Here is a 12,746-nt window from a genome sequence, read left to right as displayed (position 1 = left end):
GAACGCAGAGACACTCTTGGTCTAACCGGATGGGCCGAACGCCTGATGATCCGGGCCGACTCCGGGCCTCCCGGAACAGGGAAGACGGCCACCGCACCTCGTGCGGGGCCGACGCTGCCCCTATCGAACCGCTGGAACGGCGTTCACGGCCAGTCACCAGTGAAGGGGGCTCGTGTTAATTCGGTGAAGCGCTTCACCCGCACCCCTCCCCCTGCGCCCGCGCGAGCCCTAGTCTGCGGCTAAACAGGCAGGGAAAGGAAACACCTGATGACGATCGAGCCGAGCCGAACGCACGCACCGCTGGACCTGCTGGTCATCGGCGGTGGCGTGATGGGGCTGTTCACCGCCTACCAGGCGAGCCGGCGGCAGGCCCGGGTGGCAGTGATCGAGGCCGGCGAGATCGGCGACCCGATGACCGCCTCGTTCGGGCGCACCCGCTCGTACCGGCGCGACTACCTCGAGGCCGGGTACACCCGCTTCGCCGACGAGGCGGTCCGGCTGTGGACCGAGTTCGAGACCGAGACCGGCGCCGAGGTGCTGGTGCGGTGCGGCTGCATGAACATCGCGAGCCGGAAGATCACCCCCGATCTCGAGAACACCTACGCCACCCTGAGCACCACCGTGCTCAACCGTCTCGGCATCCCGGTCACCTCGTTCGACACCGAGGGCATCGCGGCCCGATTCCCCTATCTGCAGGCCGATCTCGGCGATCTGGACCCGGTCGGTGGGCTGGTCGACCTGCGCACCGTCACCGCCACGCTGCAGAAGTCCCTCGCCGAGGCGGGGGTCACGGTCCACGAACGGACGTCCACCACGGCGATCGAGACGGGCGAGGGTCTGGTCACGGTCACCACCTCGGCCGGCACCTTCACCACCCGCTCCCTGGTGATCACCGCCGGGCACGGGACCAACGACGTCCTGAAATTGTTGCCCGGTAACCAGCTCCAGGTACCGATCACCAAGGACCGGCCCAGCGAGGCGCGCTACTACACGCCGCCGGCCGAGACCCGGCACCTCTACACCTCCGACCAGATGCCGGTGATGGCCTACCTCGACACCGGGATCTACCTGCACCCGATCGTCGAGGGGGTGTTGGACGCAGTGAAGATCGGTTTCTACAACCCGCCGGACATGCCCCGCGGCACCACCAGCATCAACAGCGTCGGGGACTTCGTCGAGCAGTGCCTGCCCGGGCTGCTGGAGGCGGAGTCGACACCGGTCACCGACGTCGACGGCTGCGACTACGACCTGGTCGCCGACGACGACTTCGTGCTCGGCCCGGTGCCCGGTCAGCCCGGCGTCTACGTGGGCGTGGGCTGGCGCGGCACCGGCTACAAGTACGCCCCCTGGGTCGGCCGGGTCCTGGCCGAGCTGGCCTGCCAGGAGGGCACCGTCTACGACGTGGCCCGGTTCAACCCCGGCCGTTTCGTCACCCCCTGAACCCTTTTCACGACAAGGACAAGCGCATGACCCGACCGAGCTCCCGCACCTTCACCGAGCGGCTGGCCGACGGCGTACTGATCGGCGCCGAGGGATACGTCTTCGAGCTGGAGAGGCGCGGCTACATCAAGGCCGGCCCGTACGTGCCGGAGGTGATCCTCGACGAGCCGGAGGCGCTGCGACAGCTGCACCGCGAGTTCCTGCGTGCGGGCGCCGACGTGATGGTGGCTCTCACCTACTACGCACACCGCGAGAAGCTGAAGGCCGTGGGCCGCGACGGACAGCTCGAGGAGCTGAACCGGCAGGCCGTCCGGATCGCCAACGAGGTGGCCGCCGAAGGTGGCGCGCTGGTGGCCGGAAACATCTGTAACACCTGGTCGTACGACCCGGCCCGGCCGGCCGAGTCCGGCGCGGTGGTGCGCGAGCAGTACCGCGAGCAGCTGAACTGGGCGGTCGAGGAGGGCGTGGACTTCGTCATCGCCGAGACCAACGACTTCGTCGGCGAGGCGCTGATCGGGCTGGAGGTCTGTCAGGAACTGAACCTGCCCGCAGTGGTCACCTTCGCCAGCGTCCAGCCCGACCAGACGTACGACGGCTACGACTACATCGACGCCTGCAAGCGCCTGGCCGACGCCGGGGCCGCAGTGGTCGGGTTCAACTGCTCGCGGGGCCCGGAAACTCTGCAGCCCATGCTGGAGAAGCTGCGCGCCGCAGTAGACATCCCGATCGCGGCGCAGCCGGTGCCCTACCGCACGGATGCTGCTACCCCGGCATTCGAGTCGCTGAAGTCGCCCGGAGGCGGGCGGGCTTTCCCGATCGCCCTGGAGCCGTTCGCGCACACGCGTTTCGAGATGGCCGACTGGGCCCGCAAGGCCGCCGATCTAGGCGTTGCGTACGTGGGGATCTGCTGCGGCGGCGCTCCGCACTACGTCCGGGCGATGGCCGAGGCCCTGGGACGGGAGACCACGGCCAGCCGCTACTCCCCCGCCCTGGATCTGCACCCCGTGCTGGGCACCTCGGCCGAGACCGCGGCCCAGGACGTAATGGGCGACTGGAGCGCGGCCGCCCCGGCCTGAACAACGCCGATGGGGGACGTCTGCCACCAGTACGGTGGCAGAGTCCCCCATCGGGGTGGTCGAGTCGCGAACTCAGGCGTGCCTTTCGGGAGCGGCAGCAGGCATGTCCGGCAGCAGGATCAGCTCGGCGTGCTTCTCCCAGCGGTCGCGCGTCTCCTGCGTGTGGTGCGGCAGGCAGGCCAGGACGACGTGGAACGGCACCGGCGGCCGATCCCACCACTCGCCGAGTTCGACCGGGGTGCCCCACTCGACCGTGACCATGCGCAGGACATCGAGCAGGACGTCGAACTGGGCCTCGTCGTCCTGCCCCAGCACCAGCTCGGGTTCCTTGATCATCAGCACGTGCCCGGTCTGCTGCGGGATCCAGTCCAGGTCGGCCAGGCAGTCGCCCAGCGCGTCCCAGTTCTCGCCGAAGTACCAGGGGAACTGCAACGCCGCCGAGAACTCGTCGAACAGGCCCTGCCGGGTGCGGCACTTGCGGCCCCGCACGGCCCGGACCGCCAGGCCGGCCTCGGACCAGCCCCGCTGGGCCAGGGCATGAGAGCGCTCGTCGCCCGGCCGCAGCAGCGGCCGGAACGTGCTCTCCGTGCGCAGGAGGATGGGCGAGGGTTTCATCCCGGCCATGTTCTCAAGCCGACCGGGCTGCCAGGGGCCGTGACTCACGGATGGAGCACCAGGAAAACCGCGCCTGAACAGCCTGCATGCTCGAGCCCGGCCCCCTCTGCCCCGCCACACCTCACCTAACGCGCAAGCGCCGCCTCCCGCCCCTACGCCCTCTGGAGGCCCTGCACCTCTACCCGCAGGCCGCCGCCCGCCGCTCAGCCCTGGCCGCTACGCGTTGGCCGCCTTCATGCCCCGCAGCTCCTTCTTCAGCTCGCGGATCTCGTCACGCAGCCGGGCCGCCAGCTCGAACTGCAGCTCGGTGGCCGCGGTGTGCATCTGGTCGGTCAGCTGCTGGATCAGGTCGGCCAGGTCGGTGGCGGGGACGTTCGCCACCCCGGCCGCGCGGGCCTTGGCGCTGGTGGCGCTGCTCATGCCCGGCACCGGCGCCTTGCCCCGGCTGCGCTGACGACCACCGCCACCGAGGAGCTCCTCGGTGTCCTCGTCCTCGCGGGAGAGCATGTCGGTGATGTCCTGGATCTTCTTGCGCAGCGGCGTGGGGTCGATGCCGTGCTCCAGGTTGTAGGCGACCTGCTTCTCGCGGCGGCGGTTGGTCTCGCCGATCGCGTATTCCATCGAGGGCGTGATCTTGTCTGCGTACATGTGCACCTCGCCGCTGACGTTACGCGCGGCGCGGCCGATGGTCTGGATCAGCGAGGTGGAGGAACGCAGGAAGCCCTCCTTGTCGGCGTCGAGGATGCTGACCAGCGAGACCTCGGGCAGGTCGAGACCCTCACGCAGCAGGTTGATGCCGACCAGCACGTCGAACTCGCCCTTACGCAGCTCGCGCAGCAGCTCGACCCGGCGCAGCGTGTCCACCTCGGAGTGCAGGTAACGCACCCGCACCCCCTGCTCGAGCAGGTAGTCGGTGAGGTCTTCGGACATCTTCTTGGTCAGCGTGGTGACCAGGACGCGCTCGTCCCGCTCGGCCCGCTCGCGGATCTCGCCGAGCAGGTCGTCGATCTGGCCCTTGGTCTGCTTGACCACGATCTTCGGGTCGATCAGGCCGGTCGGCCGGATGATCTGCTCGACCACACCGTCGGCGCGGCCCAGCTCGAACTGCCCCGGGGTGGCGGAGAGGTAGACCGTCTGCCCGATCCGGTCGGAGAACTCTTCCCACTTCAGCGGCCGGTTGTCCATGGCGCTGGGCAGGCGGAAGCCGTGGTCGACCAGGGTGCGCTTACGCGAGGCGTCACCCTCGTACATCGCCCCGATCTGCGGAACCGTGCTGTGCGACTCGTCGAGCACCAGTAGGAAGTCTTCGGGGAAGTAGTCGAGCAGACAGTTCGGCGCGCTGCCCTTGGGCCGGTCGTCCATGTGGAACGAGTAGTTCTCGATGCCGGAGCAGGACCCGACCTGCCGCATCATCTCGATGTCGTAGGTGGTGCGCATGCGCAGCCGCTGGGCCTCGAGCAGCTTGCCCTGGCGCTCCAGCTCCTCCAGCCGTTCGGCCAGCTCGACCTCGATCGCCTCGATCGCCCGGCCCATCCGGTCGGGACCGGCGACGTAGTGCGAGGCCGGGAAGATGTACATCTCCTTCTCCTCGCGCACGATCTCACCGGTGAGCGGGTGCAGCGTGTAGATCCGGTCGATCTCGTCGCCGAAGAACTCGATCCGGATCGCCAGTTCCTCGTAGACCGGGATGATCTCGACCGTGTCACCGCGCACCCGGAAGGTGCCGCGGGTGAAGGCCAGGTCGTTGCGGGAGTACTGCATCTGCACGAACTGGCGCAGCATGACGTCACGGTCGATCTGCTGGCCGACCTTCACCGTCTGCATCTGGTCGATGTACTCCTGCGGGGTACCCAGGCCGTAGATGCAGGACACGGTGGCCACCACGACCACGTCGCGACGGGTGAGCAGCGAGTTGGTGGCCGAGTGCCGCAGCCGCTCGACCTCCTCGTTGATCGAGCTGTCCTTCTCGATGTAGGTGTCGGTCTGAGGCACGTAGGCCTCGGGCTGGTAGTAGTCGTAGTACGAGACGAAGTACTCGACCGCGTTGTTGGGCAGCAACTCGCGGAACTCGTTGGCCAACTGGGCAGCCAGGGTCTTGTTCGGGGCCATGACCAGCGTGGGCCGCTGGACCTGCTCGATCAGCCAGGCGGTGGTGGCGGACTTACCCGTACCGGTGGCGCCGAGCAGGACGACGTGCTCCTCGCCGGCCTTGACCCGCTGCGCCAGGTCGGCGATCGCCTTCGGCTGGTCGCCGCTGGGCTGGTACTCCGAGACGACGGTGAAGGGAGCGACCGTGCGCTTGAGATCGGTGACTGGCCTCATGATGAATACCGTAAGCGCACCCACCGACAGTCTTGTTCCGCAGGCCGGTCGGATGCGGACCCGAGTTGCTTCGGGCTGCGCTCACAGCCTGTTATCGCCGCGGTGCGCGTCAGGCGTTGCTACGGCGCAGTGGCTCGATCCGGTTGCGCCAGCAGGCGTCGACCTGGGCCAGGGTGGCCGCCAGCGACCCGGAGTTGTCCAGCACCACGTCGGCGATCGCGGCCCGCTGCTCGTCGGTGGCCTGGGCCCGGATCCGGGCCTTCGCGTCCTTCTTGGTCATGCCCCGGTCGTTCACCAGGCGGCGGATCCGCTCCTCCTCGGGCGCGAACACCACCATGACCAGGTCGTAGCTCGCCCGGTGGGGGTTCTCGGCGAGCAGCGGCACGTCGTGCACCAGCACCGCCTCGTCCGGGGCGGCCTGCACGATCTCCTCCATCCGGGCGGCGACCCGGGGATGGACGATCTGGTTGAGCCGGGCCAGCTTCTCGTCGTCACCGAAGACGATCTTGCCCAGTGCGGGGCGGTTCAGGCGGGCGTCCTCGGTGAGGATCTTCTTGCCGAACGTCTCGACGATCTCGGCCAGGCCGGCGCTGCCCGGCTCCACCACCTCGCGGGCGATCACGTCGGCGTCCAGGATCAGAGCCCCCAGGTCGGACAGCCGGCGGGAGACCGTGGACTTGCCGGCGCCGATGCCTCCGGTGAGCGCGGTGCGGACCATGGGGGAAGTCTAGGGTGCCCCGACTCGTCACCCGGTCGGTCCTGACCACCCACCGCGTGTGATCCATGGCAAGCGCGGTGCATCCACCGACCCGGCCACCCCGATCAGCCGCCGCCACCCCCGCAGGCGCTACCGACGTCCTCAGTTCTGCCCCCGAACGGCCGGAAGGCCCGGCCCCCTTCGAGAAGGGGACCGGACCTTCCGGACGAACCGCTACCGGCGATCAGTTGCCGCCGGTCAGCTTCTCCCGCAGAGCGGCCAGCGCCTCGTCGGTGGCGAGGGTGCCCTCGGCCGCCGCCGGCTCGCTGGAGTAGCTCGAGGACGAGGAGGACGAACCGCTGGACGACGAGGTGGTCTCGTCGACACCGGCGGCGCGGGCCTCGGCCTCGGCCGCGCTCGCTTCCTCGATCTGCTTGCGGTGGGCTTCCCAGCGCTCGTGGGCGGCGGCGTACTGCTGCTCCCACTCCTCACGCTGCTTCTCGAAACCTTCGAGCCAGTCGTTGGTCTCGGGGTCGAAGCCCTCGGGGTACTTGTAGTTGCCGGCCTCGTCGTACTCGGCCGCCATGCCGTACAGGGCCGGGTCGAACGTCTCGGCGCCCGCACCGGAGCCGGCCTCGTTGGCCTGCTTCAGCGAGAGGCTGATCCGGCGACGCTCCAGGTCGATGTCGATGACCTTGACGAAGATCGGGTCGTTGACCTGGACGACCTGCTCCGGGATCTCCACGTGGCGCTCGGCCAGCTCGGAGATGTGGACCAGGCCCTCGATGCCCTCGTCGACGCGGACGAACGCACCGAACGGCACCAGCTTGGTGACCTTACCCGGCACGACCTGACCGATCGCGTGGGTCCGGGCGAACTGCTGCCACGGGTCTTCCTGGGTCGCCTTCAGCGACAGGGACACGCGCTCGCGGTCCATGTCGACGTCGAGGACCTCGACCGTGACCTCCTGGCCGACCTCGACAACCTCACCCGGGTGGTCGATGTGCTTCCAGGACAGCTCGGACACGTGCACCAGACCGTCGACCCCACCGAGGTCGACGAAGGCGCCGAAGTTGACGATGGAGGAGACCACACCGGAGCGGACCTGGCCCTTCTGCAGGGTCTGCAGGAAGGTCTGGCGCACCTCCGACTGGGTCTGCTCGAGCCACGCACGGCGGGACAGGACCACGTTGTTGCGGTTCTTGTCCAGCTCGATGATCTTGGCCTCGATCTGCTTGCCCACGTAGGGCTGCAGGTCACGGACGCGGCGCATCTCAACCAGCGAGGCCGGGAGGAAGCCGCGCAGGCCGATGTCGAGGATCAGACCACCCTTGACGACCTCGATCACCGTACCGGTGACGATGCCGTCCTCTTCCTTGATCTTCTCGATGGTGCCCCACGCACGTTCGTACTGGGCACGCTTCTTCGAGAGGATCAGGCGCCCCTCCTTGTCCTCCTTCTGGAGAACAAGAGCCTCGACCTCGTCGCCGACGGTGACGACCTCGTTGGGGTCGACGTCGTGCTTGATCGAGAGTTCACGCGAGGGGATGACACCCTCGGTCTTGTAGCCGATGTCGAGGAGCACCTCGTCGCGGTCGACCTTGACGATCGTGCCGGAGACGATGTCCCCGTCGTTGAAGTACTTGATCGTCTCGTCGATGGCCGCGAGGAAATCGGCCTCGGAGCCGATGTCGTTGACCGCGATCTGCGGGGTGCGCGCCTTTTCGGCCGTGCTGGTGGTCATAAAGTAGGGGCTCCGATGCGGACTGTTTGTAGATGGGACAGGACACGTTTCAGTGTTCCGGCGCGGGAAAGACCCATGAGCTCCCGAAACCGGTCAATTGTGCTTCGGCCGATCGCAGACGCCGGGTAAGCCTAGGTGCGCCTTCCTTACCTTATCCCTCGCGGGAAGGCAGGGCAAAGCCGCCCCCGCTGCGACACGCCCGGGCTCGGGACGCACGCTGACCATCGGCGCCCGATGAGCGGTAACACCCCCGAAACGACCAGAGGACGTCGGTGGGCACCATCGGTTCCCGGTCCACCGGACCTCGGGCCGGGGTGGTCGGGATGCGCTTGGATACCCGGGTGACACCTGCGGATCTGCGATCAGCCGGCTACCGCGACGCCGGGGCCGAGGAGAGTGTCCGGGCGGGCCGCTCGTGGTGGGACGAGAACGCCGCCGACTACCACCAGGAGCATTTCGCCGACCTGGCCGGGCGGCTGGTCTGGGGCCCCGAACTGCTGGACGAGGCCGAGGCCGGGCTGCTCGGCCCCTTGGCGGGCAAGGACGTGCTGGAGGTGGGCGCCGGCACCGCCGACAGTTCGGCCTGGCTGCAGGCCCAGGGCGCCCGGGCGGTGGCTACTGACCTCTCACTAGGCATGCTGCGGCGTGCGGCCGGCACTCCCCCGCCGCCGCGCCTGGTCTGCGACGCCCGGGTCCTGCCCTTCGCCGACGCCGGCTTCGACATCGTCTTCACCGCCTACGGCGCCCTCCCCTTCGTCGCCGACCCCGAACGCGTGCACGCCGAGGTCGCCCGGGTGCTACGGCCGGGCGGACGCTGGGTGTTCTCGGTGACCCACCCGGTGCGGTGGGCGTTCCCCGACGACGGCGGGGAGGGCGGCCTGACCGTGAGCCGGCCCTACTTCGACCGCACGCCCTACGTGGAGACCGACGAGAGCGGCGCCGTCAGCTACTCGGAGCACCACCGCACGATCGGCGACCGCGTGCGCGAGCTCGCCGCCGCCGGGTTCCGGCTGGTCGACCTGGTGGAGCCGGAATGGCCGGAGGGAGTCAGCCGGGTGTGGGGCTCATGGAGTCCGCTGCGGGGCCGGCTGATCCCGGGCACCGCGATCTTCGTCAGCGACCGCATGCCCTGATCAACGAGCGGCTGACGGACTCGGCCGACGCGCTCACCGTTGGAGTTTCGGCACCTTGAAGGTGTCGTGGGTGAAAGTGGCACCGCTGTCTCGTGCCACTTTCACCCACGACGGGTCTAGTGCGCGGCCTCGTGCCAGGAGCGGCCGACCCCGACGGAGACGTCGAGGGGCACGTTGAGCTCGGCGGCGTCGGCCATGGCGTCGCGCACCAGTTCTTCGACCTGCTCGCGCTCGCCGGGCCAGACCTCGAGGACCAGTTCGTCGTGCACCTGCAGCAGCATCCGCGAGCGCAGCGCCTGCTTGTTCAGCTGGTGGTCGACCTCGAGCATGGCGACCTTGACGATGTCGGCGGCGGAGCCCTGGATCGGCGCGTTCAGGGCCATCCGCTCGGCCATCTCGCGGCGCTGGCGGTTGTCGCTGACCAGGTCGGGCAGGTAGCGGCGGCGGCCCAGGATGGTCTCGGTGTAGCCGGTGCGGCGGGCCTCGTCGACCACGCCGTGCAGGTAGTCGCGCACCCCGCCGAAGCGGTCGAAGTAGTCTTCCATCAGGGTTTTCGCTTCTTCGACAGGGATGTTCAGCTGCCGGGAGAGACCGAAGGCGGAAAGGCCGTAGGCCAGGCCGTAGCTCATCGCCTTGATCTTCGAGCGCATCGCGGCGGTGACGTCGGCCGGCTCGACCGAGAACACCCGGCTGCCGACGAAGCGGTGCAGGTCCTCTCCGGAGCGGAAGGCCTCGATCAGGCCCTCGTCACCGGAGAGGTGGGCCATGATGCGCATCTCGATCTGCGAGTAGTCGGCCGTGAGCAGGCACTCGAAATCGGGCCCGACCACGAAGGTCTCGCGGATGCGGCGACCCTCCTCGGTGCGGATCGGGATGTTCTGCAGGTTGGGGTCGGTGCTGGAGAGCCGGCCGGTGGCGGCGATGGTCTGCAGGTAGGTGGTGTGGATGCGGCCGTCGTCACCGACCGATTTGAGCAGGCCCTCCACGGTCTGGCGCAGCTTGGTGGCGTCGCGGTGGCGCAGCAGGTGGGCCAGGAACGGGTGCTCGGTCTTGGCGTAGAGCTCGGCCAGCGCGTCGGCGTCGGTGGTGTAACCCGTCTTGGTGCGCTTGGTCTTCGGCATCTCGAGCTCGTCGAACAGCACCACCTGCAGCTGCTTGGGCGAGCCGAGGTTGATCTCCTTGCCGATCGCCTCGAACGCCTGCTTGCCCGCGTCGGCCACCGCCGCGGCGAAGTAGCTGTCCAGCTCGCCCAGGGCATCGGTGTCGATCGCGATGCCGTGGTGCTCCATCGTGCGCAGCACACCGGACAGCGGCAGCTCGACGTTGGTGAGCAGGCCGGCGGCGTTGCGCTCGGTGAGGTCTTTCTGCAGCGCGCCCCACAGGTCGATGACGGCCCGGGCGCGGACCATGGCCAGCTCGGCCTCGTCGGGTGCGTCGTCGCCGACCTCGAGGGTGAGCTGCTGGTTGGCCGGGGCCTCCTCGGCCTTCAGCTGCCGGCCCAGGTGCCGCACGGTGAGGTCGGCCAGGTCGTAGCTGCGCTGGTCGGGCAGGCACAGGTAGGCGGCCAGGGCGGTGTCGCCGATGATGCCCTCGACCGGCAGACCCCGGTCGGACAGGGCGGTGAGCGGGCCCTTCGCGTCGTGCAGCACCTTGGGGCGGGAGGCGTCGGCCAGCCAGGCGGTGACCGCTTCGAGGGCCTGCGGGTCGGCCTCGACCAGGTCGACGAAGGCGGCCGGGCCGGGCGTGCCCGGCGAGGGCTCGGGGGCGGCGATCGCGATGCCGGTGGCGTCGCCGTGGCCGGCCTTCCACTTACCCAGCACGGTGATCCCGACCGGCACCCCGGCGTGGGTCTGCAGCCAGGTGCCGACCGCCGCGCCGGTGAGCTTCTCGGTGGCCAGGTCGAAGCCGCCCTCGACCTCGGGCTCGGGGCTGGCCAGGGTGGCGAACAGCCGCTCGCGCAGCACCCGGAACTCCAGGCCGTCGAAGACCTGGTGGACCTCTTCGCGGTCCCAGCCCGGCAGCCGCAGGTCGGCCGGGGCCAGGGGCAGCTCGACATCCTTGACCAGACCGTTGATCTGGCGGTTCAGGATGACCTGGGACAGGTTGTCACGCAGGCTCTGCCCGGCCTTGCCCTTGATCGCGTCGGCGTTGGCGACCACGCCGTCCAGATCGCCGTACAGGCCGATCCACTTCGCCGCCGTCTTCGGGCCGACCCCCGGGATGCCGGGCAGGTTGTCGCTGGTCTCGCCGACCAGGGCGGCCAGGTCGGGGTAGCGCTCGGGCAGCAGGCCGTACTTGTCCTCGACCGCGGACGGCGTCATGCGGGCCAGCTCGGAGACCCCGCGGGTGGGGTAGAGCACCGTGACGTTGTCGCGCACCAGCTGGAAGGTGTCGCGGTCACCGGAGCAGATCAGCACCTGGTACCCGGCCTCGCCCGCCTGGGTGGCCAGGGTGGCGATGATGTCGTCGGCCTCGAAGCCGGGTTTCTCCAGCACCGGCACCCGCAGGGCAGCCAGCACCTCTTTGATCAGCGAGACCTGGGGGCCGAACTCGTCCGGCGACTTGGACCGGTTGCCCTTGTACTCCGCGTAGGCCTCGGTGCGGAAGGACTGCCGGGAGACGTCGAAGGCCACGGCGACGTGGTCGGGGGCCTCGTCGCGCAGGACGTTGATCAGCATCGAGGTGAAGCCGTAGACCGCGTTGGTGAACTGCCCGGTGGCGGTGGAGAAGTTCTCGACCGGCAGCGCGTAGAAGGCGCGGTAGGCCAGGGAGTGACCGTCGATCAGCAGGAGGCGCGGGCGGGACGCCTGGTCGGCAGCCCCCGGGGCGGTTGTCTGGCTCACGTCTGACACCCTATGACCCATGTCCGACAGTCTTGGTCTCCCGACGGCCGACGGCGCCGACGTTCCGGGTTTCTCCTCCGCCCTGACCGACCGGATGGGCATCGTGGTCACCGAGATCAGCGCCCAGCGCACGGTCGCGACGATGCCGGTCGAGGGCAACACTCAGCCCTTCGGACTGCTGCACGGCGGGGCATCGGCGGTGCTGGCCGAGACGGTCGGCTCGATCGCCGCCAACGAGCACGCGGGCACGATGGGCATGGTCGCCGTCGGGCTGGAGATCAGCGCCACGCACCACCGCGGCATGCGCAACGGCAAGGTGATCGGCACGGCCGAGCCGGTGCACCTGGGCCGCAGCACCGCGACCTACCAGATCGAGATCACCGACGAGGGCGGGCGGCGAGTCTGCACCTCCCGCCTCACCTGCGTCTTCCTGCCCGCTCCGGGCAAGGCCTCCACCTGATTGGCGTGCCGCTTCGCCGCTACGTATGAACAAACTGCCCTCTAGCAACAGCTAATTCATATCTAGCGTCCGCTTTACCAATCGATAGCCTGTTATCACAAACTTTGGGCGGGAGGGGCTAGGGCTGAGGGGGTCCTGGCCAGGTCGGGGCTGAGGCGGAGGGCTGAGGCGGAGGGCAGGGACTCGGGTTGGGCCAGCGAAAGCCTGTTATCGCGGCTGCTCGGGGGGAAGTCGTAATGGCCGAGCGAGCCGGGCGGGGCCAGGCGGGGCCGGGCCGGTCTGGGTCGGTCTGGGCTGGGCGGGTCGGGTCGGGGCCGGGCGGGGCTGGGCGGGGCGGGGGTGGGGGGGGGGGGGGCGGGGGGGGGGGGGGGGGGGGAGGGGGGGGGGGGGGCGGGGCGGGGGGGTGGCGCAGTTCT

At 69.3% G+C, this 12,746-nt stretch carries 9 protein-coding genes; 4 read left to right on the top strand and 5 right to left on the bottom strand.

Annotated elements, in window-relative coordinates; translation table 11 throughout:
- Window positions 1–267 precede the first annotated feature (267 nt).
- Window positions 268–1,440 carry an NAD(P)/FAD-dependent oxidoreductase gene (locus LWF15_RS32380; RefSeq protein ID WP_232814797.1) on the top strand — a complete coding sequence of 391 codons (1,173 nt, stop codon included), beginning with the start codon at window positions 268–270 and terminating at the stop codon, window positions 1,438–1,440.
- A gap of 26 nt (window positions 1,441–1,466) precedes the next feature.
- The gene (locus tag LWF15_RS32375; RefSeq protein WP_232814796.1) at window positions 1,467–2,516 is read left to right on the top strand and encodes a homocysteine S-methyltransferase family protein; all 1,050 of its coding nucleotides are present in this window, start codon (window positions 1,467–1,469) and stop codon (window positions 2,514–2,516) included.
- A 72-nt stretch (window positions 2,517–2,588) separates the two neighbouring features.
- On the opposite strand, the gene LWF15_RS32370 is transcribed toward LWF15_RS32375, so the two are convergent.
- The 4 genes from LWF15_RS32370 to rpsA form a co-directional block, all read right to left on the bottom strand.
- Window positions 2,589–3,131 (bottom strand): barstar family protein, encoded by a 543-nt coding sequence (locus LWF15_RS32370; RefSeq protein ID WP_232814795.1) that lies wholly within the window; start codon window positions 3,129–3,131, stop codon window positions 2,589–2,591.
- Between the two features lie 216 nt (window positions 3,132–3,347).
- Window positions 3,348–5,453 (bottom strand): excinuclease ABC subunit UvrB, encoded by a 2,106-nt coding sequence (gene uvrB, locus LWF15_RS32365; protein WP_232814794.1) that lies wholly within the window; start codon window positions 5,451–5,453, stop codon window positions 3,348–3,350.
- Between the two features lie 109 nt (window positions 5,454–5,562).
- Complete coding sequence (gene coaE, locus LWF15_RS32360) at window positions 5,563–6,171, bottom strand: dephospho-CoA kinase (RefSeq protein WP_232814793.1); 609 nt, start codon at window positions 6,169–6,171, stop codon at window positions 5,563–5,565.
- 223 nt (window positions 6,172–6,394) lie between these two features.
- A complete protein-coding gene (gene rpsA / locus LWF15_RS32355) occupies window positions 6,395–7,894 on the bottom strand; it encodes a 30S ribosomal protein S1 (RefSeq protein WP_232814792.1) in 1,500 nt (499 codons plus the stop codon).
- 341 nt (window positions 7,895–8,235) lie between these two features.
- Here rpsA and LWF15_RS32350 point away from each other — a divergent pair, with 341 nt between their 5' ends.
- The gene (locus LWF15_RS32350) at window positions 8,236–9,027 is read left to right on the top strand and encodes a class I SAM-dependent methyltransferase (RefSeq protein ID WP_232814791.1); all 792 of its coding nucleotides are present in this window, start codon (window positions 8,236–8,238) and stop codon (window positions 9,025–9,027) included.
- A gap of 116 nt (window positions 9,028–9,143) precedes the next feature.
- Here LWF15_RS32350 and polA read toward each other — a convergent pair whose 3' ends face one another.
- On the bottom strand, window positions 9,144–11,891 hold the full coding sequence (gene polA / locus LWF15_RS32345; protein ID WP_408624473.1) for a DNA polymerase I: 2,748 nt from the start codon (window positions 11,889–11,891) through the stop codon (window positions 9,144–9,146).
- Here polA and LWF15_RS32340 point away from each other — a divergent pair.
- Window positions 11,890–12,330, top strand: a complete 441-nt coding sequence (locus LWF15_RS32340; RefSeq protein ID WP_232814789.1) for a hotdog fold thioesterase — start codon at window positions 11,890–11,892, stop codon at window positions 12,328–12,330. The two genes, polA and LWF15_RS32340, sit on opposite strands and share 2 nt — an antisense overlap.
- Window positions 12,331–12,746: the final 416 nt, after the last annotated feature.

It is taken from the genome of Kineosporia rhizophila, from assembly GCF_021277265.1.
Lineage (GTDB): Bacteria > Actinomycetota > Actinomycetes > Actinomycetales > Kineosporiaceae > Kineosporia > Kineosporia rhizophila.
Note: the sequence above shows the minus strand (reverse complement) of the source record. Positions and strands in the feature narration are given on the sequence as shown.

Excerpts from the sequence above, each read along its gene's own strand:
- rpsA (WP_232814792.1), bottom strand. The coding sequence starts at position 7,894 with ATGACCACCAGCACGGCCGAAAAGGCGCGCACCCCGCAGATCGCGGTC.
- LWF15_RS32370 (WP_232814795.1), bottom strand. The coding sequence starts at position 3,131 with ATGAAACCCTCGCCCATCCTCCTGCGCACGGAGAGCACGTTCCGGCCG.
- coaE (WP_232814793.1), bottom strand. The coding sequence starts at position 6,171 with ATGGTCCGCACCGCGCTCACCGGAGGCATCGGCGCCGGCAAGTCCACG.
- polA (WP_408624473.1), bottom strand. The coding sequence starts at position 11,891 with ATGGGTCATAGGGTGTCAGACGTGAGCCAGACAACCGCCCCGGGGGCT.
- LWF15_RS32375 (WP_232814796.1), top strand. The coding sequence starts at position 1,467 with ATGACCCGACCGAGCTCCCGCACCTTCACCGAGCGGCTGGCCGACGGC.
- LWF15_RS32380 (WP_232814797.1), top strand. The coding sequence starts at position 268 with ATGACGATCGAGCCGAGCCGAACGCACGCACCGCTGGACCTGCTGGTC.
- LWF15_RS32340 (WP_232814789.1), top strand. The coding sequence starts at position 11,890 with ATGTCCGACAGTCTTGGTCTCCCGACGGCCGACGGCGCCGACGTTCCG.
- uvrB (WP_232814794.1), bottom strand. The coding sequence starts at position 5,453 with ATGAGGCCAGTCACCGATCTCAAGCGCACGGTCGCTCCCTTCACCGTC.